We start from the raw sequence: 19,763 nt of genomic DNA, 5'->3' as shown, positions 1-19,763 counted from the left end.
CAGCCGAACAGTCGGAGCCTCAAACTGCATGGAATCCATCGCTTTCGACCTACGCCAGACCAAGCGCACTCCTCTGGCCGACGCGCATGTCGAGGCGATCCGGTCCGTGGGGCTGACGCGAACCTACGCGGCGGGCGCGTTCCTCGCGCGGCCCGGCGATCCGATGGACCACTTCGTCTGGGTCGAGACGGGCGAGGTCGAGGTGGTGGACCTGACGACCGGCGAGCGGCGCGTGCCCTCGACGCTCGGGCCCGGTCAGTTCATGGGCGAGATCAGCTTCCTCGCCGGCGGCCGCTGGACCTTGCCGATGCGGGCCGCTCAGGACACCACGACGACCGAGGTCGACCGCCCCACGATGCTCCGCCTGATGAGCGAAATTCCGGAGATGTCCGACATCATCATCGGCGTCTTCGCCGCGCGTCGGCGGCGCCAGCTGGAAGACGGCGACGGCGCCCTGCGTCTGATCGGCGAGGACGACAGCCCGGCCGTGCGCCGCGTCGCCTCGTTCGCGGGCCGCAACCGCATTCCCTACCTGAGCTATCCGCTCGACAGTGACGAGGCCCGCGCCTCCCTGCATCTGTGTGGCGTGACACAGCCGCAGCCCGCCGTGATCTTCGGGCACGACGAAATCATCGTGGACCCGACCCCGGCGCGGGTCGCGGCGCGCCTGGGCCTCGACATCGAACTGGACCCGGAAGATGCCTTCGAGGTGCTGATCGTCGGCGGCGGACCGGCGGGTGTGGCGGCGGGCGTCTACGCTGGGGCGGAGGGGCTGCGGGCGCTGGTCGGCGAGGACCTGGCCATCGGCGGACAGGCGGGGACCTCCAGCCGGATCGAGAACTACATGGGCTTTCCCACCGGCATCTCGGGCGCGGACCTGGTCTGGCGCGGCGAGGTGCAGGCGATGAAGTTCGGCACGCGGTTCGCCATTCCACTGCGCGCCACCGGCATCGAGAGACAGGACGACGGCGTCTTCTGCGTCCGCTTCGACGACGGTCAGTCGGTCTGCGCCAGGGCGGTGGTGGTGGCGACCGGGGTGGAGTACCGCCGCCTGCCCCTGCCCCGTCTGGAAGAGTTCGAGGGGAACGGCGTCTACTATGCCGCCACCGAGCTGGAGGCGCGCTGGTGCCGGGGCACGGAGGCGGTGATCGTCGGCGGCGGCAACAGCGCGGGCCAGGCGGCCATGTACCTGAGCCGAAACGCCGAGCACGTCCACGTCGTGGTGCGCGGGCCGAGCCTGGCGGCGTCGATGTCGCGCTACCTGACCCAGCGGCTGGAAGCCGACCCCCGGATCACCGTCCATTATCGCAGCGAGGTCGAGGATCTGCAGGGCTCCGACCGGCTGGAGCGGCTGACGATCGCCAACCGGGCCGACGGCGCGCGGCGAGAGATCGACAGCCGGGCCCTGTTCATCATGGTCGGGGCCGCGCCCAACACCGCCTGGCTGGACGGCATGGTCGACCTCGACGACAAGGGCTTCATTCGGACGGGCCAGGACTGCGGCCTGTCGGACTCGCCCTACGCCACCTCGGCGCCGGGCATCTTCGCGGTCGGCGATGTGCGGGCCGGGTCGGTCAAGCGGGTGGCGTCCGCCGTGGGCGAGGGTTCGGTGGTGATCAGCCACGTCTACCGCCACGTCCGGCCGGGAGAGGTTTGAGCCGCCGGCCGGTCCGTGGCATCTCGGGACCATGAAGGCCGCCCGCCCGAAGACGATTCCCACCCTGACGCTGGAGACCGCCCTGGCGCAGGCCGTCGGCGGGCCGGTGTGCGGGGTGGACGAGGCGGGCCGTGGGCCGTGGGCGGGGCCTGTGTCGGCGGCGGCGGTGATCCTGGATCCGACGAACGTTCCCGCCGGCATCGACGACTCCAAGGCCCTGACCGCCGCGCGGCGCGAGGCGCTGGAGGTCGAGATCAAAGCCCGCGCCGTCGCCTGGGGCGTCGGCTTCGCCTCGGTGGAGGAGATCGCCGAGCTGAACATCCTGCATGCGACCGGCCTGGCCATGTGCCGCGCGGTCGAGGCGCTGGCGGTGACGCCCGCGGCGGCGCTGGTGGACGGGAACTATCGCTTCAACCTGCCGTGCGAGGTGCGGACGGCCGTGGGCGGCGACGGCCTGTCGCTGTCGATCGCGGCGGCGTCGATCCTGGCCAAGACGGCGCGGGACCGGCTGATGGTCGCACTGGACGCGGAATATCCCGGCTACGGCTTCGCCAGCCACAAGGGCTACAATGCGCCGATCCATCAGGCGGCGCTGCGGGAGCTGGGCCCCTGCCCCGCCCACCGACGCGGCTGGTCCCCGATCCGGGCCTTGCTGGAACAGGCCTAGAGCCGGAAGGCCGCGCCCATCATCACGCCCAGCAGGGCCGAGAAGGCCCCGCCGCCGGCGATCACGACCCAGCGCGGCAGATCGCGCAATTCCTGCGCCAGCGACGGACCGGACGCGACGTCGTTGGCGGCGGTCGAGGCGGTGAATCGGCGCGCGTCGGGCGCCTTCCAGGCGGCGGCGTCGAAGGCGGCGCGGCCGTACGTCCGGGTGGCGTGCAGGCGGCGGTCGGGGGTCATCGTCAGCTCGTCCATGACGGCGGAAACGACAGCTTCCTACGTCCGGTTCCGAACGGTCAAGCCGCGTCGGCCAGATCGATGCGGCGGTCGGTGACGACGAACAGATGCTCCACGTTGCGCAGGCGGCCCACCGTGCCGACCTTCTTGCCCGACGGATCATGGATGCCGATCCGCGCCCCGACGTAGCGCGGGCGATCGATCTCCACGACCTGCACGTGGCCCTTCGCCGACAGCATCTCGGTCAGGTCGGCGCGGCTCAGATAGCCCTCGTCGTTGAAGCTGACGATCAGGTTCGGCGCCCGCAGCCGCTCGACCACCGTCGCCAGAGCGGGGCCGATGCCCGGACGGCTGTTGAAGGCGCTCTTGCGGGCCTTCACGTCGATCCTCTTGTTGGCGACGCCATAGACCTCCGGCTTGTCCCAGCGGACCAGGCTTTCCCAGCAGTGGTAGTTGGCCAGATAGCTGTGCTGGTTGTAGGGCGGGTCTAGGTAGACGAGGTCCGCCTCCACCTCCGCCGCCGCCTCGACCGCGTCCAGACAGGTCGCGCGGCCGGCGCCCGGCAGCAGGTCGGGCATTCGCAGCTCCAGCGGCTTCAGCGCGCGCGGCGCCCAGCGCTTCATGTAGGCCATGTGGACGCCGGCGGTGCTGTCCACCCGGTCGGCGGCCTCCATCAGCGAGACCAGGGCGACGGCCTCCAGCTCCGGCTCCAGCGCCATCTCCTCGATCCGCACGCGCATAGCGTCGACGCGGGCGCCGTTGTCCGGATGGAAGAAGCGGGCGTCCTCGCAGAAGGTGCGGGTGAACCAGCCGGGTTCGGGCTTCACCTCGGCCAGTTCGGCCAGCACCCGCCCAGCCGGGCCCAGCCACCGGTCGCGGTCGGCCTGGACGTAGGTCGTGGCCAGCACGTGGGCGTAGGCGTTGTGGTCGTTCGAATGCACCTCGAACCCCTCGCGCTTCAGCGCATGCCCCACCCGCGCCGAGCCGCTGAACAGATCGCAGATCCGACCACCTTCGGGCAGCCGGCCGCCCACCGCCTGAACGATGCGGTCCAGCAGCGCGCGCTTGGAGCCGAGATATTTGATCACGCCGAGCCCTCAGGGTCGGCGATCAGCGCCTGCCCTTCTTCGCCGGAGCATGGGCCAGGCGGAGCAGATTCGCAGCCCCCGGGGCGCCGAAGGGAGTGCCGGCCAGGATCAGGATGCGCTGTCCGGGCTGGGCCAGGCCGTAGTCCATGGCCGCGGCGACGGCGTCGTCGGTGACCTCCTCCAGCGAGGACGGCTCCCGTCCCAGACGAGACTCGAGCCCCCAGACCAGCGCCAGCCGCCGCGCGGTGGACGCGTTGGGCGTCAGGGCCAGCACCGGCTGCAAAGGCCGCTCGCGCGCCATGCGCCGCGCCGTGCCGCCCAGGGTGGTGAACACGACGACGCAGGCGGTCGATTGGGCCTCGCCGGCCTTGCGCGCGGCGGCGACCAGGGCGTCGGCGTCGATGTCGTCCATGCCGGCGTGCTCGGCGTCCATCAGGCTGGGCCACATGGGGTCCGCCTCGACCCGCTCGATGATGCGGCTCATGACGCCGACGGATTCCAGCGGATAGTCCCCCGACGCCGTCTCGGCGGACAGCATCAGGGCGTCGGCGCCCTCATAGGCGGCGTTGGCGACGTCGGAGGCTTCGGCGCGGGTGGGCGCGGGCGCGGCCGTCATCGATTCCAGCATCTGGGTGGCCACGATCACCGGCACGCCGCGCTGGCGGGCGGCGCGGATGATCTGTTTCTGGGCCACCGGCACCTCCTCCGGCTCCAGCTCCACGCCCAGGTCGCCGCGCGCGACCATGACCCCGTCGCAGTAGTCGAGGATCGACTCCAGCTGGGCCAGGGCCTGCGGCTTCTCGATCTTGGCCAGGCAGGCCGCCTTACCGCCGACCAGCCGCTTCAGCTCGGCCATGTCCTCGGCCTTCTGGACGAAGCTGAGCGCCACCCAGTCCACGCCGATGCGCAGGGCGAAGGCCAGATCCTCGCGGTCCTTGGGCGTCAGGGCCGAGACGGGGATGATCGCCTCGGGCACCGCCACGCCCTTGCGATCCGACAGTTTCGTCCCGCTCTCGACCGTGACGTCGGCCCAGTCGTCGGCCCGCTCGCCGACGCGCAGACGCACGCGGCCGTCGTCCAGCAGCAGCAGCATGCCGGTGCGCAGCGCCTTGAAGATTTCCGGGTGCGGCATCTGCACCCGTGTCGCGTCGCCGGGGGCGGAGTCGAGATCGAACCGCATCCGGTGGCCCGGCTTGATGGCGATTTCGCCGTCAGCAAACTTGCCGAGACGCAGCTTGGGTCCCTGCAGGTCGGCCAGCACGCCCAGCGGCCGCTTCAGCGCCATCTCGGCGCCGCGCACGGCCTTCAGCGCGGCGGCGTGATCCTCATGGCTGCCGTGGCTGAAGTTCAGGCGGAACACGTCCGCCCCGGCCTGGGCCAGCGCCTTGACCGTGCCGGGCGCCCGGCTGGCGGGCCCCAGAGTCGCGACGATGCGGGCGCGGCGGGCTCTGTTCATGCGGTCTTCCGGCGGCGAGAGGAGGCGTCCGCCCTTCATGCCACGAAACGCCCGCCGGATAAGACCGTCGCTTCAGGCGAAACAGGAAGTGAGAGTCGGGCAAAGATGTCGATTCTTGTAGCACTCATATGCATTTCTGCGCCGCTCACCCACGTTGTGCACCCGCTTGGGGCATGCGAAATTTCGGCTCTCGCGAGCACCGCCATCTTCAGAGCTCGCGTTGACCGCGCCGGAGTTCAATTCACAGGACCGCCCCGTTGAATACGACGCCCCTAAGGACAAGCGGAGCGGTTCTGCCCTTGGTGCTGGCGGCCACCCTCGCCACGGCGTGCGGAAGCCAAACCCGGGAAACCGCCGCCGACGCGAACCCCGCTCCGCCTCAAGTTCCCGACGCGGCGACCAAGGCGAACACGGCCGGCACGGACGGAGCTCAAGACCGCCCTCGGCGAACCCTCACCGAAAGCGACCGCCTTCGCCTGGAGATGGCTGAGGGGGCTTGCCGATCCAAGGACTTCGGGGGCTTCTTCCGGGCCTTCAGCGGCTCCTGGGCCGTTCGTGAACGATACACTGCGTCCGAAGTCGCCTTTGGCGAGGTCGGAAAAGCAAACAAGCTGACGCGTCGGCGATACCTCGACCGCAATCACTATCCGCTGGCCACGATCGACTACTTCTACGTCACGGCCGAAACGGCCATGCTGTTCGACGCCAACGGAGGCGACTCCGACGTCCTGCGTTACGTGATGATCGAGATCAATGAGGCGAGCGACGGTCGTGCTCGCGTCGATTGGTTGCCGGGCATCTTCGAGAAGGATCTGACGCCCCCTCCCACCGAGGTCGGCGACGGCCTTGGGGAGTTGGTCCAAGAGACCGGTTCAGGCGGCCACCTTCTGTTTCGTCCGACCACCGAGTGCTGGGAGCTGGTGGACGACATCGCCAATCCACCTCTGGAGATCTGATGATGTGGCAACGTCTCGCTGATCGCCTGCGCTCGCGTGCCTTTTTGGCGGCGCTGGGATTGATCGTCGGATCGCTGGGCTTCGCGGCTCCTGCCGCCGCGCAGTATCCCTGTCCGGCCCCCGGGCCCAATGATCGGGTGGTGGGCACGCACAGTCCGGGGCCCGGGCTGTTGCCTTATCCGATATGCGTTCCCGCGAACAACGGTCCGGCGCCTCCGCCTGCGCCGGCGCGCGCCGTCGACACCTATGCGTCGATCGCATGGCACCCGGACGTCGAGGACGTCTGGCTGGAGGGCAACTTCGACGGCCCGAACGGCGCAGTTCCCAAGGCTCTGGAAGCCTGTCGGCGCGCTATGGGCGACGGCTGCCAGTCGATCGGCGAGTGGAGCAATTCCTCCATGGCGATCGCACGCGACTGGAACGGCTATCTGCATCGAGGATGGGGCCAGGACGGCGGGATCGCGCGGGAGGCGGCCCTGGAGGCGTGCCGCAGGGATCAGCCGTTGCCGTGCGAAATCGTGGGCACATTCGGCTCAGGAAGGCAGCGGGCTCAACCCGACATGAGGCGTGACCGCAAGCTGTACGGCGCCGGGGCGTGGGTGGAAGGTCTCGACCGTGGGCAGCGGACCCAAGCATGGATCGCGACCGGGCTCCTGAACGAAAACGACGCCGCCAACGCCGCCATCGCGGCATGCCAGGAGGCCAACCCAGGGCTGACTTGCGTCTATTGGGCGATCTCCGGAAACGGTGTGGTGCAAACGTTCATGCGGGAGGACGGACCCAGCGCTCTTCCCGAACGCGACGAACGGCGGGCCCTGCGGGCGATGCGTGAGCACTGCGCGACACTGGGCGTCACGTGTCGCGCCCAGGCGGCCTACGACAGCCGGCGACGCGGGCTGTTCGTGCATGATTTCGGGACAGGACGCGCGCAGTGACCCGCGCCTGACTCGGACCCGTCGGCGGGTCGGCGACGCCCAAGCGGGTTCTCGATCGTCCGGTGGTGCGAGCGGCGGGGGTCGAACCCGCATGACCGAAGTCGAGCGATTTTAAGTGAAGTCAAGCGTGCTCCAAACCCGCAGAAAGTCTACGCTTTTTGGAGGTGTTCTAGAAAGTGCGCTGAAAAGTGCGCTAATTTCAGGCGGATATACGCGACCCGTCGTTGACGCACTGCGCGGCGAATGTTCCGATTATCGATATGGAGCCGACGACCGTTACGACCCTGATTATCGAAAAGCCGGAAACCTGGCCGGCCGAACTAATGCGGCCACTCAATGAGCATCGGGATGTCTTCATCGATTGGTCCCAAGGCCCATCGGAATTCAGCGGCCGAGATTACGATTTCGCCTTAGGCGAGGTGGCAAGCGAGCTACAAGGCTATTCGCTGACGGGATGGCACTGCACGCGCCTAACCGACGTTGAGATTGATCTGATCACCCGAGATGGCATGGAGCCTCTGAGCGGCGATATGCTTCGTCGTCGCGTCGATCGGTTGGCAGAGGTCGGGCATCTGACCTGGGATCAGGCCGACCGGCTCAAGAGTGCCCATCAGGCCAATGATCGCTCGCGGACCGGCATGTTGTGGTTCTGCTTTTTCCCACCTCATCGAGCGGGTCGAGGCATATTTGACCTGCTACGCTTCTGGGGCGGAGAGGCGCTCTATAACTCACATGACGATGACCCAGAGCTGGGACCATTGCTGCATCGCTTGGGCGTACCTGCTGTAGTCGAGGCGGACGTACCGATAGCCCTTTTGAAGGGGTCGTTCAGGCCTGCTTCCGCGCTCGTGGCGCATTACCTCAAAGCTCGGGGCCTCAAAGCTCGTGACGGCCTCGAATTCGAGGATCGGATCACGGAGCCGTTGCCAGCCCAGTGCATCAAGCGCGTCGTGCGGTTTCCCTCTCCGGCTTTCCTCGACTTGACCGGATCCGATGAATGGCAATCGGATTGGGCCGAGACCTGGGGCGAACGAGGCCGCGGAAGCTACTAGCTCACACCGCTTTCGGGTCGGCTAGCGACCAAGTCTTGGCCAGCACTTCCAATCGGGATTTATCCTCCTCGCCCAGCTCGGGCCAGCGTTCCTTCATGCGATCGGCAAGAACCTTGCGGCTGTCTTCGCTGCTAGCCGTCACCCAGGCGCTCAGAGTGTTCACGTTCTCGACCAACCATTGCAGGCCGGCTGAATCATTGAGCAACGACATGACGATGTGACGCACCGAGGCGTCTCCATCCGGAGCGAATTCTCCCGTTGTCAGGAAGTCTTCCCCGCCCAGGCGGAGGAGGCCAATAAGGTTCGGTATCGTGTTGCCGCTGTTGATCTGATCGCGCAGGTTTTTGAGAATGGTGCGCTTGCTTGGGACGTTCAGGAGGCTGGCCGCTTGGAACCAGCGGGTGCCAAACTCACGGGTCTCGGAAGATACGAGTTCCGGCGCCAGGCGGTGAAGGGCTTGATAGAGCGGGTCGCCCAACCCTAGTCCGCGCTTTCTAACCGCAGCGAAGGTCTTCGCGATATCGAGCGGTTCGCCGCCGTTTCGAACGACCCCTTCCCAGGTCTCGGTCTTGACCGCCAACAGACGGTCTTTGAGCGCCTCTTGCGCCTTCTGCCGGATGTCCTTGTCGGAGAAAACCGACTCGGTCGTGATGAGGGACTTGAGAGGGGTGATGACGCGATGATCGAAGCCCGCTTTACCAAGGGTGTCCCAGAACGTGTCGTAGTGTGAAAATTCGGCGATGAAGTCTGCCTGCTGAGACGGGCCGACCATCTCAAGATATGCATCGAGATCGTTGATCACGTTCTCGATGTAAAGCGGACCCATATCGCCTTCCTTGATGCGGATTTCAGCGATCGCTCGCATAAGCAGACGGACGTCTTCACCCTCCTGCTTCGCGCGCTCGACGAGGTGATGGAACGTGCCGCTCTCATCGAACAGTCGAAGGGCGGTGTCGACCATCTTGGGGAAGGTGGGATGGGTTTTGAGCGTGTCTGCCCATGACCTTCCGTTGGGAGCGCCCAAAGGATGTTTCGCGATCATTAGGAGCGCGGCGCAGCGCGCGGCGACGAGCGGCTTGTTCAAACCGAAAGCTTCATCCATGCGCGATTTGAGGACGCCATTTTCCGCCAGCTCTCGTATCTGCGTCTGCGCAACGGCTTCCTTCTTCCAGAATCGGCCAAGCGCATAAATCGCTGAGGCTGCACCCGCGAAGCTTGCACTTTGCGCCTGGAAAACCTCTCGTGCCTTGAGAATGAGGTTATCCCATTTGGCGTCCTTCACACCTCGGTTCAGAAGCGTCCGAATTCGCTCCTCAACACCTTCGGCTCCAGGCGCGGCGGCGATCTGTTCCGTGAGCGTGTCGATCAAATTCTGGTCGCTGAATTCGGTGATAAACGCGGCGAGCAGATCCTTCGAGGCTTTGGCCGCGACGATCACCGATAGATAATGGTGGGCATTGCCAGGCACTTCGATAGACGGAGTTGGCGTCTCATTGGCCTTCGCGGTCAGGACCAGCTCATTGGCGAGGGCGACGAAATTCGAAAGACTCACCGGCGTTGAGACAACGTCTTCCGCCGACCCGCTCAACCGATTGGCCGTTTGCGCAATGAGGTTTTTCGCGGCGGTCTTTGGACTCGTAGCTAGTAACGCCTTCAAAGCATCGACATCATATTTGGTCAGCGCCCCCCAAGGCTTCGCCTCGAGATAGAGCCGTCGCAGTGTCCGCCAAACTGATACGACCCAAGGCTCGTCGGGCGGTGCAAGCGCCGTCATCAGGATCGCTGCGTTGGCGACGAAGTTCGGTTCGACGGGCGCGAGCTTGTCGATGATGCGCTGCAGAATTCCGTCGAAGCCTTTGATGGTTGCCTGTTCTTTGAAGGCGACCGCATCTCGCTTCTCGATGGCGGTCCAAAGGCGCGGTTCGACCGTGATCTGGATCGCTTCGGCCGGCGGCGCGCCGAAATAAAGCGCAGCGACATTTTTCTGCCAGTCGGGATCGAGATCGGCGATAGCCGCAAGCGGGTTGTGGATCGCTCCAAAAATCTCTTTCCCGATCTTGTCGCGGAAGATGACGAAGTAGGCGATGGAGACAAACGACACGCCTTCGTCCCGCCACTGAATCCAAAGCGTGGCGATGGCATTGATCGTCACATTGATCGAGCGCGGTGTGATCTCGGATTTGTCGTGCGCCTTTTCGTAAAGGCGGCTGACCTGGAAGGCCCAATCATCTTTCAGCTCCGCGCCGAACACTTTGCGCAGCTGATCGGCGAGATAGTCGCTCCAATCTGAGAGGACGGGTTTGGTGACGTAGAACGTCAGGTCAAATGTCTTCTCCATGAACGACTGCGCCAAGGCGGGCGCGTCATCGCCGTAGTCGATCCTGTACATACGCTCGACCGCCTGCTGATCGATCGGCAGCAGCACGGTCGGGAGACGTAGCGCCTTGCCGTTCTCGGGCTTCATTTCCGCGCCCAGGAAGAAGCTGCGGATCGTGCCCCACATCGACACGGCTTCGGCCTCGTGAAGACGATCCAGATTGTCGATAACGAGGATGAGGCGAGCCTTTTTCGCCGACACCTCTTTGATGATGTCGCGGAAGATCTGCTGGAATTCGATGGTGGTCGGATCGGGCGTGCGGATCGTTCGATTGAGGTGCTTTTCGACCTGCTTGTTCACAAAGATCGACAGCAGAGACTCATCTTGATGAGGCGGTTTGTGCTTGCTCCAATTGTCCCATGACCAAAATTCGCGGGCGAACGGATTCCAACGCGGCCGCCACCAGAGATAGGTCAGAAGCGCCAACAAGGGCGGAACGACCAGCAGGGCGATGCCCAGCCAGAAGCCGTGTTTTGCGAAGCCGACCGACTCTGCTTTGAACGCGGCCTCAAACCAATCGTGACCGATGAACTGCATCCCAAAGGGGAGGCAAACGAGCGACAAAAGGAGAAGTCGTCCAGCGGCGGTCAGCGACGGTGTGGCCGTCGTGGTCGTGTCCTCGACCTGGCGGTTGAGAATGTCGAGCTGGGCTTGCCAGCGCTCTTGCGTTGTTAGTTTGTGATCAATCAGGAACTGGAGAAGCGTCTCTAGAAAGGCCCTGCGAGGCGGGTCGCTTTGATGCAACCAGGCGTCATAGCAAAAGACATGGGTTTCGAGCGTCTCGTCGGCTTTCAGCTCACGCTGAATGAGTCCTACGACGGTTGATTTGCCACTGCCCCAAGGACCGAGCAGGCCGATGACCTTAAGGTCATCATTCGTGGAAATGACCGACGCCACGGCCTTCGCAACGCGGTCATGCGATCCGACTCTGTCGGGCTTGCCGAAAAAATCCGCCTCGGCAGCGGAGTCGCGAATGAACTTTATCTGAGGCGCGCCTGCGCCTTCTCCATCGTCCGACATTGGCCCCTCCCGAAGTGAGCTTCTTATTGTTCTGCAACCAGATATAGCACGGAACAATGAGAGAACAACGGTCAGCCTACATCGTGCCCCGCCTAGAACAGCGACAGCTGACGACTGGCCTGCTCGTAGGCGATCCACTCGCGTGAGCGTGCCATGTGGTCGAGCCAGGCGGTCACATAAGCGACCGGCCCTCCGACTTCGGCCACGTCCTCCGCGCGGATGAAATGCGACCTGAAACCAGTCTCGGTGATCGGGAGCTTTGCACGTTCGGGCGATGTCGCCGTCACCGTCAGATGGGCCGTCGCATAGGCGCGCGAAGGTGCCATGCCGAGCCAGCTTTCCTCGAAGGTGATTTCGAGATCCACGCCCCGCCAATGCAGGGCGTGAACTTCGATGCTGCGTTCGGCCTCCATCACGCGGTCGCCGGTTTGTCGGTGATGGCGCGCATCACGATGCGACCCGACAGAGGCATGGCATCGCAGCTGAGGCTGAACCCTTGGCCGTCCTTGTTCGGCCAGGCTGCGCCGATCTCGGTCCAATTGGCCTTTTCGCCGTCGCCGACGACGCGGAAGAGACGGTGGGTGGGTTTGCGCCCGAGGGGCAGGGATTTGGTGGTCATGGCGGTCTCCTTCTGGATGCCGCGGACCATTCCGCGGCTTCATGGGGAGAGGCCGGCGCGGGCTGAAAGACCGCGATCAAACCCCGCGCAGCGCCCGCCAGGGAGCGGAGCTGCACGAAGCGCATCGCGCGAAGGAAGCGAGCTGGGTTGAACGCGGGCGGGCCAGTGCCAGACGTTCATTCCCCGAAGCCGTGAATGTCCTTCGGCAGCGATCTCGGAGATCGCACCACTCACGCAGTGGTGATTCCACAAATGCTAGAATAACCATGTTCCCTGTGCGGAAGCTTTGCTGGAAGCCGCCATGACGGGACAGACTCAAACGCCTGAGCCGAACCTGTTCGAACGTGTCGTCACGTTGGACATGGACAAGGTCATGAATCTGGAGACGCTGCTTCAAGCGCTCCTTGCCGCCGCAGTCGGCGCTCTCATCGTCGCAACGTTCAGAGGCACTATATTTCTATGGCGCCGGTTTTTCGGCCATGAGCGCATGCATGGTCGTTGGCACCATCACTTCATGAACATGTGCGACGGCAAGCCGGTTTTCCGGCACGAGAAGATCAAGATCCGCCCAGGGATCTGGCTCAAGAAGATGGTGTTCGTGACGGACTCGCCGGACCGCCCGAATGGGCACTACAGCGGCGAGGTCATTCGCGAGAAGGATTTCGTCCTGCTCTATTCGAAGGCGACGGACGATGACGAGCGCATCTTGCAGCGCTTCCTGATGCCCGCCGTCGGGGCCACGGAAATCTTCGTCGGTTTGTCGTGTCCGCAGGACTATGACGGCTATGCGTCTGTCCACGCCTGCATCCTGGCCAAGCACAAGCTGACCGAAGAAGAGTTCCTGCGGATTGCGAACGCCAGTATCCAAGTGAACGCCGAATACCGTATCATGACGGTGAAAGGCATCTATGGGGTCTGATCCGAACGAGTATATGCGCGAATGCTGGGATGCGGCGGGAGAACGATATCTCGCCGTCGCCGATGCTGAGTTCGGTTGGGCCAATCTGACGCGCCCTTTTATTGAGACGCAGCTGGCATTGTTTGAGGGTGCGCGCGTGCTTGATGTCGGCTGCGGCAATGGCCGCTTCTCCGACCTGATCATCAAGCGCGCAGCCTCTTATCTCGGCATCGACTGGTCGAGCGTCATCGTCGATGGGGCACGCCGACAAAGACCTAGTCTAGCCTTTCGTGTCGGCGATGCAGAGACGCTGGACGGCGTCGGGGACGGGACATTCGACGTCGCGGTAGCCCTCAACGTCCTGCAGAACCACGCGCATCCCGAACGCGCTTTGAAGCGCATTTCCTCAGCCCTCGGCGCTGGCGGGCATGTGCTCATCGTCATTGAGCATCCGATGCGTACATCGAAGGTGCGGCGCGCCGCACCGTTGGAACAAGTCGGGGCCTATGTGACGCTAGGACTCGATCACGCCTATGATCTCGCATTCACGTATCGCAGCGTGTTCCTGGGAGACGATACGCCGATCCTCGGTTGGCATCGCCCGCTGCGTAGCTATCTCGCCATGCTCGCGGATTCCGGTTTTGATCTCGTCTACTTCACCGAGCTGGCAATCCACCCCGGCGAGGATCAAGCCCTAATGCCCGAAGCCGTGAAGCGCGGGATGGTCGGCGAGCCGGTTTTTGCGGCGTTCCTCGGCAGAAAGTCGAGTTCAGCGCCCACTTAGGCGATTGTGACTTGGCCACTTACTGATCCCGTGATGCTGAGCGTCACCGACGGCATGTCCGGCGCGGGCAGCAAGAGCAGGATCGACGTCAAAAGCACGAGCACCAAAAAGCGATTTAGAGGCGGCCAACAGGCCGCTGCGGATCGCAACATCGCCTTTCGCAGCTTGGTTGGACAGAAGCTGACGATGCCGGCGATCAGGCCGACAATCTGAGACACTAAATCGAGGAACTCGAACACCACCGGCCTCCTCTTTTTGTATGAGGAGCAGGTCTACGGCGCCAAAGTTTACAAAACCTAAACTACGCGTAGCGGCTCACTTAGGTGCCCGACGCCGTGCGTTTGACTGCCGATATGTCCACAGTTCGGCCGCCAGCTTTTCCTCAGGCGTCCAGGCGGCCACGATCTCATCGACCTTGGTTTTGATCGATGGCGGCAGGATCGCTTCGGCGTCCAAATGTCTGCGATGGCAGAACATCTGCAGGCTCGGGATCAGCCGGTCTTCCCCAAGTCGAATAAGGTCTTCTCGGTGAAGAATGCCTTCGAAAGGACCCCAGACCCGCGCGAGAAACTCAACTGGCGTTTCGGCCTTGTTGGCGCGCTCGGCGTAGAGTTCAGGGGCTGTGTCCGGCAGCTCGACCGAAGGGATATTGGGTTCGCCGATAATGTCGTGGTGACGCAAGATGGCGGACATGACGTCTTGCTTCGTCAATCCCGCCTCAGCGGCCTCCGAAAACACTGTCGTCAAAAACGCACGCAACACCTCAAGCTTACTCACGAGGTGATTATGCATAATATCGAGCGCAGTTTCCGTAAGACCATATTCCTCTTCAGGAAGTTCGGTCTTCTCGGTCACTTTGGGCGGCTTTGACGCCGGACGGCTCATGGCACTCGCAAATGTGAGTCGCGCTCGAAGCGTTAACGCCATCGATTCGTAGCATAATTCGTGAGTCGGGCGAACGCCGGACCTCACCGCTCACGATCAAATGACGGCTTCTTCGGATCGCGCTTCGTCGCCTCACTCGACCGACCTTCCCGACGTTGCCGCGCCGTCTCGAAAGCACGCGCCACCGCTTCACGTTTCGGCCAGGTCGGCTCATCGGCTGCCCTCGCGATACTGCGTGGGTCCGACTGCTTCAGCTTCCGGATGACATCGGCCGTTCGTGTGCGATCCCGCTCGCGATGGGCTTCCCTGATCTGCCGCTTTCCCTCGGCCATCGCTTCAGCGCGACTGTGCATTTCGCGAAGGGCCGAGAGCGCGCCTTTGCGCTGAAGCAGAAGCTGTTCTTCCGCCGGCGCGTATCGCTGCCGCACGGCCTGCTTCAATGCGATCCAGGACGCGCGGGACACGCGCGCCAGCACGTCGCGTTCTTCCCTGTGCTCAGTCACGAGCGCGCGGCGCGTCGCCTGATGGCGCCTGCGCGTTCCTCCCGTGACGTCGACGGCGCGGCAGAGTTTCGACCAGAAGCTCGATTGATCGAGATGCAGGGCTATACGCTCGCGGCCTTGCCGCTGACGCATCTCGAGAACGCGGGGTGCTAGTGCCAGACGGTGCTCACCGACGCGCGCGAGGTAATCGGCGCGGCGTTCATCCGACAGAGAGCGCAGCTTTGTCCTGAAGCCCGCCATCAACGCGCGCTCTTCGCGCGTGCGACCACGTGCTTGGTCTGCGAGCTGGCTTTCCAGGCGACGATCAAGCTGGTTCTGCCCACGCTCGAACTGCGCCCAGACGCGCGTCTCAAGATCCGGCGAGCGGGCCTGCCGTTCGAGATTGAGGTCGATGATCTCGGCGTTGCGTTCACGGCGCGTGCGGCCCTGGTCGATGGTCGGATAGTCGATCTCGCGGCCTAACGGTGTCGTGCGCGTCTTCGATCTCGGGCGTTCGACGAAGCGGTCGATATGCTCAGCCCGCGGCCCGAGATGAATGGTCGGCTCGCGGTCGATGCCCTGGGCCGCGAGCGTGCGCCGATCTATGCGCACCTCATGGCCGGCCTTCTCAAGCGCGACGTTCGCGTGATGCTCCCAGCGTTCGCGTATCCATTCGACGGCTTTCGGCACGAGGCCCATTTTCTCGCGGTCGCGCGCCGAGTCCGAGAGATGCAGCACGCGTTTGCCGGTGACGAGGTCGCGATCCCGCAGCACGATATGGGCGTGCGGATTGTGCTCGTCTTCACCGTCCTGGTGGATGGCGAACATCCACGGCACGCGGTCGGTCGTGAGGTCGCGTACGAAGGCGCGGACGAGCTGCACGCGCTCGTCGCGTGTCAGCTCGCGCGGTATGGCGATGCGGACTTTGTCGATGAGACGCGCATTGGCGCGCGCGGCGGCTTCCTCGCGGTCCATCCAGACCTGAGCCGCGCCAGGCTCGAGAGGAACGCCATGCGCCTCGACAATCGGGTTCGCGCCCTCGCGCGCGATGTAGCGCAGATGGCAACCGGCGGTGCCGGCGGCATGGGTCGTCCGGCCGACGGACGACAGATTGCAGGAGTAGATCGCCATGACGGCCGATCTCCTTTCCGGAAACACACACACGAAGGTGGGTTGAGGGACGGCCCGTATGTCGGGCCGCTTCGCCCGCGCCATCGCCGTCAGGCGATGATCCGCGTGGGCATCGCCCTGATGGGCGATTGGGGCCGAAGGCCCGCTTCAGGCGCACGGGTTTGGTGACCAAACCCAAAAGTGCGCCCTACCGGAGGAATACTATCCTAGTCGCGCTCAGGTTGCAAGGAAATAGCGACGCTTGGGGCGTCACCATCCTCGACCTGGGCCTTCAACCGGCGCAGTCTGCGGCCGGTTTTCGCTGCGGATGTGGAGCACGCTAAGGTGAGTCTCGAAGATCGTCGAAACGCTGCGCGGAACGCGTTTGAGGCGGCTCGTGCGCGGCTTGCCGAGAAGCGGAACCTGGCTCAGCCGCTCGCCGACAAGGGCAAGACGATGGCCCCCGCCGAGCCGCCGAGGGGGCCGCCGCCGCCGGCCATGCATCTCCAGATGAAGTCCGTGCGTGGCGCGGTTCATGAGCAGGTTCGGCAAGACCAGGCTGCGCTCGCCAATCAGGAGCGCGCGGCCGCTATCAAGCGAAAGATCGAAGAGCGGCGGACCAGCTTCACGATGAAGGATCTGAACGCGGAAAAGGAGCGCGGCGGTCGATAGGGTTTGTGATACACTGTTGTAATGTATTCACTTTTTGACTGGACGAAACTCTACGAGACCACGCCTGAGACCCGTACCATCGTCTACGCCGATGCGGCTCACGAGGTCGAGCTGCCGACCAATATCTGGGCGTGGCTCGATCATTTCCGGCGGGAACAATCCGTCGAAGACTATCTAGGCGCATTGTTTCAGCGAACGCTCGCTGCCGGCGATCGTGGCAACCCTGCCGAAAACATCCTTCTCTGGGTCGTCAAAACCTTCCAGGTGAGATGGCAGACAGGCGAAGCTGGCTCGACCTTCGATCGCGCCAATGACGCCCATCTGAAGCAAGCGTCGCTCTATCTTCCGTCGATCATGCATAACGAGGTGGCGAGTGAGGATCCCGAGTTCTGGTGGGATTCCTTCACGATGCATTGCGTCGATGTCGCGGGCCGCGTTCTCGTCTTCGACGGCGAAACCAGAGAAGTGGTCCTTGAGGGCCATGAATGGTTCTGGATCGATCTCACCTTGGGTGATCGCTCTCCCAGCGAAGGGTATGCCCCCTACATCGCGCATGCCGATGAAGCGCCGGAGGCGGCGGCTCGCGCGCTGCGCGCGCTCGCCAGGGCCACTTTCGAGAAGGGCCGCAAGGCGGCCGAACCAGGCTCGATCTTCGACCCGCGCTTCACCGTCGAACTTGACGCCGCTGCAATCCTGCTTGGTATTGACGCGTCAGCTTAACCTTAAGCTGTCTCATCGATCTGTTGGGGGCGCTCGACGATGGGCACGGTCATCACCTTCTGGGTCATCGAGCTGATCGCGTTCGGCGCGATGCACGTCTATCTGAAGAAGCGCCATTTCTGGGACGTCGCCCTATGCGGGGCGATGACCGTCATCTTCGTCCTGATGGCTGTCGGCAACGCCCATAACTACGACCAGCCCAGCCTCTCATCGGTGAGCGCGATCAGCGCCGGCATCAACGCGCTCGCCTTCGCGATCCTCGCGCTCATCAAGATCGCGACCGGCTTCGGTGTGCCGGACATGACGTTCGGGTCCGCGAAATTCGCGACGCCCGATCATGCGCGCGAGAAGGGGTTGATCGGCGAGAGCGGCATCCGCCTCGGCCGCCTGCGTAACCCCGATCCGACCGAGCGCGAGAATGAGCGCCAGGCCGGTGTCGTCAACCCGCTGCACTATACGGGTCAGCGCCATCTTCTGACGGTCGCGCCGACGCGCGCCGGCAAGGGCGTGTCGATGATCGTCCCGAACCTACTGACGTATGAAGGCTCGGCCATCGTCATCGATCCGAAGGGTGAGAATGCGCGCATCACCTATGACCGCCGCGCGCAGTTCGGCCGCGCCATCGCGCTCGATCCCTGGGGCATTTCCGGCAAGCCTGGCGCGCGCTTCAACCCGCTCGATCTTCTCTCGGCCGACAGCCCGACGCTGATCGAGGACGCGCTGCTCATCGCCGACGCCGTGGTCGTTCACGACGGCCAGGGCGAAGCCTTCTGGAGCGATGAAGCGCGCGCCCTCATCATGGGTTTCGTGCTGCATCTCGCGACCGCGCCCCAGGAGAAGGGCCAGCGTCATCTCGGCAGGCTGCGCGACATTCTCTGTTCGACGCCGGAGGAATTGCTGGCCATCGGCGCGGCGATGGCGGAGTCCGATCATCCAGCCGTCGTGTCGGCCGCCGCGCGCCTCATCTCGAAGCATGAGAAGGAGCTGTCGGGCGTGTTGTCGACGGCGCAGCAGAACACGCATTTCCTCGACAGCCCTGCCCTGCGTACGCATCTCGAAGCGAGTGATTTTCGCTTCAGCGATCTGAAGGGACCGGCGCCGGTTTCAGTCTATCTCGTCCTGCCCGTCGAACGTCTGTCCACCTACAGCCGCTGGCTTCGCATGCTCATCAGCCTGGGCATCGCGGACATAGCGCGGACGCAAGCACAGACCGCGAAGCCGGTTCTCTTCATCCTCGACGAGTTCGCCCAGCTCGGCCGGCTCAAGATGGTCGAGGACGCTTATGGTCTGATGGCGGGGATGGGCCTGCAGCTGCACGCCGTCGTCCAAGACCTCTCCCAGCTCGAACGCCTCTACGACAAAGGTTGGCAAACCTTCATCGGAAATGCGGGCGTCATCCAGGTCTTCGGAACGCGCGACATTCACACCGCCGAGTACGTGTCCAAGATGGTCGGCGTCACGACGCGCACGGTCCGCTCGACCTCAACGAGCGATGGTCAAAGCGGCGGCAGCACATCGCGCAATTTCGCGCCGACGCAACGGCCGCTGCTTTTCCCCGATGAACTCATGCGCATGGATGCCGACGCGCAGATCCTCTTCGTCGAGAATGCCGACCCCATCGTCGCCGACAAGATCGTCTGGCACGAGGACGCCGCGCTCAAGGCCTTGGCCGGTCAGCCGGAGAGGCATTCGACCGCGCCGATAGCGCGCGACGAACCCGTGCCTGTGTAGGTCACGCTCCACCCGCTCGTGCGCAGACGAAGACGCGCAGCGGATCGAACGGCACGCAGTTGCGATGTCGTCAACGACGCGGACCAGCCTTCCGCGCCGTCCTGCCGCCAGCGCGTCAGCCTCACATTGGCGGTGACGCCACCACCCGCGTCGAGCGTTTGCAGCTCGGCCGACGTGAGGCCCACGACGCCGCGATCCGCGCGCGTGAAGTTCGAGCGCACGTCGCCGTCCTCCATCACGCCGAAGGTCGCGATGTATTCGCCCTCGTAGCAGCTTACATCGAGCGCGTAGGGCGAGCCTTGGGTCATGACGAAGGCATGGTCGCGCGTCGCGTTTACGCGCCAGCCTGGACCGCTTTGCGCGGCCGCCGGCGATGCGCTCGCCGCTGCCACTACGGCCGCGGCGAGCATCGGGACCAACC

Annotated in this window: 20 protein-coding genes; 10 read left to right on the top strand and 10 right to left on the bottom strand. The window is 64.3% G+C overall.

The window, feature by feature from the left end; all coding sequences use genetic code 11:
- Positions 1-28 precede the first annotated feature (28 nt).
- Together VGN45_RS09240 and VGN45_RS09235 are read left to right on the top strand one after the other, a co-directional pair.
- Positions 29-1,657 (top strand): FAD-dependent oxidoreductase, encoded by a 1,629-nt coding sequence (locus tag VGN45_RS09240; RefSeq protein ID WP_327461665.1) that lies wholly within the window; start codon positions 29-31, stop codon positions 1,655-1,657.
- 31 nt (positions 1,658-1,688) lie between these two features.
- Positions 1,689-2,324: a ribonuclease HII gene (locus VGN45_RS09235; RefSeq protein ID WP_327461663.1), complete on the top strand. Its 636-nt coding sequence runs from the start codon at positions 1,689-1,691 to the stop codon at positions 2,322-2,324.
- Here VGN45_RS09235 and VGN45_RS09230 read toward each other — a convergent pair.
- From VGN45_RS09230 to pyk, 3 genes are read right to left on the bottom strand one after another with little or no spacing between them, the layout of a single operon-like run.
- A complete protein-coding gene (locus VGN45_RS09230) occupies positions 2,321-2,575 on the bottom strand; it encodes a hypothetical protein (RefSeq protein WP_327461661.1) in 255 nt (84 codons plus the stop codon). The two genes, VGN45_RS09235 and VGN45_RS09230, sit on opposite strands and share 4 nt — an antisense overlap.
- 41 nt (positions 2,576-2,616) lie before the next feature.
- On the bottom strand, positions 2,617-3,645 hold the full coding sequence (locus VGN45_RS09225; RefSeq protein ID WP_327461659.1) for a DNA adenine methylase: 1,029 nt from the start codon (positions 3,643-3,645) through the stop codon (positions 2,617-2,619).
- A gap of 22 nt (positions 3,646-3,667) precedes the next feature.
- Entirely contained in the window at positions 3,668-5,101 is a 1,434-nt protein-coding gene (pyk, locus tag VGN45_RS09220) for a pyruvate kinase (RefSeq protein WP_327461656.1), read from the bottom strand.
- A 299-nt stretch (positions 5,102-5,400) separates the two neighbouring features.
- Between pyk and VGN45_RS09215 the strand changes: the two genes are divergently transcribed.
- The 3 genes from VGN45_RS09215 (at position 5,401) to VGN45_RS09205 (ending at position 8,044) form a co-directional block, all read left to right on the top strand.
- Positions 5,401-6,057 carry a hypothetical protein gene (locus tag VGN45_RS09215; protein ID WP_327461654.1) on the top strand — a complete coding sequence of 219 codons (657 nt, stop codon included), beginning with the start codon at positions 5,401-5,403 and terminating at the stop codon, positions 6,055-6,057.
- Complete coding sequence (locus VGN45_RS09210; RefSeq protein WP_327461652.1) at positions 6,057-6,992, top strand: DUF4189 domain-containing protein; 936 nt, start codon at positions 6,057-6,059, stop codon at positions 6,990-6,992. Before VGN45_RS09215 ends, VGN45_RS09210 begins: the two co-directional genes overlap by 1 nt.
- A gap of 260 nt (positions 6,993-7,252) precedes the next feature.
- On the top strand, positions 7,253-8,044 hold the full coding sequence (locus VGN45_RS09205) for a hypothetical protein (protein WP_327461650.1): 792 nt from the start codon (positions 7,253-7,255) through the stop codon (positions 8,042-8,044).
- 1 nt (position 8,045) lies between these two features.
- Here the strand turns inward: VGN45_RS09205 and VGN45_RS09200 are convergent, their stop codons facing one another.
- From VGN45_RS09200 to VGN45_RS09190, 3 genes are all read right to left on the bottom strand, one after another.
- On the bottom strand, positions 8,046-11,441 hold the full coding sequence (locus VGN45_RS09200; protein WP_327461648.1) for a P-loop NTPase fold protein: 3,396 nt from the start codon (positions 11,439-11,441) through the stop codon (positions 8,046-8,048).
- A 92-nt stretch (positions 11,442-11,533) separates the two neighbouring features.
- The gene (locus VGN45_RS09195) at positions 11,534-11,854 is read right to left on the bottom strand and encodes a hypothetical protein (protein WP_327461646.1); all 321 of its coding nucleotides are present in this window, start codon (positions 11,852-11,854) and stop codon (positions 11,534-11,536) included.
- Complete coding sequence (locus VGN45_RS09190) at positions 11,854-12,060, bottom strand: hypothetical protein (protein ID WP_327461644.1); 207 nt, start codon at positions 12,058-12,060, stop codon at positions 11,854-11,856. The genes VGN45_RS09195 and VGN45_RS09190 overlap by 1 nt, the downstream gene beginning before the upstream one ends.
- Before the next feature lie 301 nt (positions 12,061-12,361).
- Between VGN45_RS09190 and VGN45_RS09185 the strand changes: the two genes are divergently transcribed.
- Positions 12,362-12,979, top strand: a complete 618-nt coding sequence (locus tag VGN45_RS09185) for a hypothetical protein (RefSeq protein ID WP_327461642.1) — start codon at positions 12,362-12,364, stop codon at positions 12,977-12,979.
- 13 nt (positions 12,980-12,992) lie between these two features.
- Complete coding sequence (locus tag VGN45_RS09180) at positions 12,993-13,742, top strand: class I SAM-dependent methyltransferase (RefSeq protein ID WP_327461640.1); 750 nt, start codon at positions 12,993-12,995, stop codon at positions 13,740-13,742.
- Here VGN45_RS09180 and VGN45_RS09175 read toward each other — a convergent pair.
- The 3 genes from VGN45_RS09175 to VGN45_RS09165 form a co-directional block, all read right to left on the bottom strand.
- Positions 13,739-13,981, bottom strand: a complete 243-nt coding sequence (locus VGN45_RS09175; protein ID WP_327461638.1) for a hypothetical protein — start codon at positions 13,979-13,981, stop codon at positions 13,739-13,741. The two genes, VGN45_RS09180 and VGN45_RS09175, sit on opposite strands and share 4 nt — an antisense overlap.
- Before the next feature lie 76 nt (positions 13,982-14,057).
- Positions 14,058-14,597 carry a hypothetical protein gene (locus tag VGN45_RS09170; protein ID WP_327461636.1) on the bottom strand — a complete coding sequence of 180 codons (540 nt, stop codon included), beginning with the start codon at positions 14,595-14,597 and terminating at the stop codon, positions 14,058-14,060.
- A 113-nt stretch (positions 14,598-14,710) separates the two neighbouring features.
- Positions 14,711-16,240: a MobA/MobL family protein gene (locus tag VGN45_RS09165; RefSeq protein WP_327461634.1), complete on the bottom strand. Its 1,530-nt coding sequence runs from the start codon at positions 16,238-16,240 to the stop codon at positions 14,711-14,713.
- A 324-nt stretch (positions 16,241-16,564) separates the two neighbouring features.
- On the opposite strand from VGN45_RS09165, the gene VGN45_RS09160 reads away from it, so the two are divergent.
- Genes VGN45_RS09160 through VGN45_RS09150 form a run of 3 tightly spaced genes read left to right on the top strand, consistent with a single transcriptional unit; the run spans position 16,565 to position 19,342 of the window.
- Positions 16,565-16,891, top strand: coding sequence for a hypothetical protein (locus tag VGN45_RS09160; protein WP_327461632.1), 327 nt, complete (start codon positions 16,565-16,567; stop codon positions 16,889-16,891).
- A 21-nt stretch (positions 16,892-16,912) separates the two neighbouring features.
- Complete coding sequence (locus VGN45_RS09155) at positions 16,913-17,611, top strand: hypothetical protein (protein WP_327461630.1); 699 nt, start codon at positions 16,913-16,915, stop codon at positions 17,609-17,611.
- Positions 17,612-17,650: 39 nt separating this feature from the next.
- A complete protein-coding gene (locus tag VGN45_RS09150) occupies positions 17,651-19,342 on the top strand; it encodes a type IV secretory system conjugative DNA transfer family protein (protein ID WP_327461628.1) in 1,692 nt (563 codons plus the stop codon).
- Here VGN45_RS09150 and VGN45_RS09145 read toward each other — a convergent pair.
- Positions 19,285-19,752, bottom strand: a complete 468-nt coding sequence (locus VGN45_RS09145) for a hypothetical protein (RefSeq protein WP_327461626.1) — start codon at positions 19,750-19,752, stop codon at positions 19,285-19,287. The genes VGN45_RS09150 and VGN45_RS09145 overlap by 58 nt on opposite strands.
- Positions 19,753-19,763 lie beyond the last annotated feature (11 nt).

The sequence above is a fragment of the Brevundimonas sp. genome, assembly GCF_035999125.1.
GTDB lineage: Bacteria > Pseudomonadota > Alphaproteobacteria > Caulobacterales > Caulobacteraceae > Brevundimonas.
Note: the sequence above shows the minus strand (reverse complement) of the source record. Positions and strands in the feature narration are given on the sequence as shown.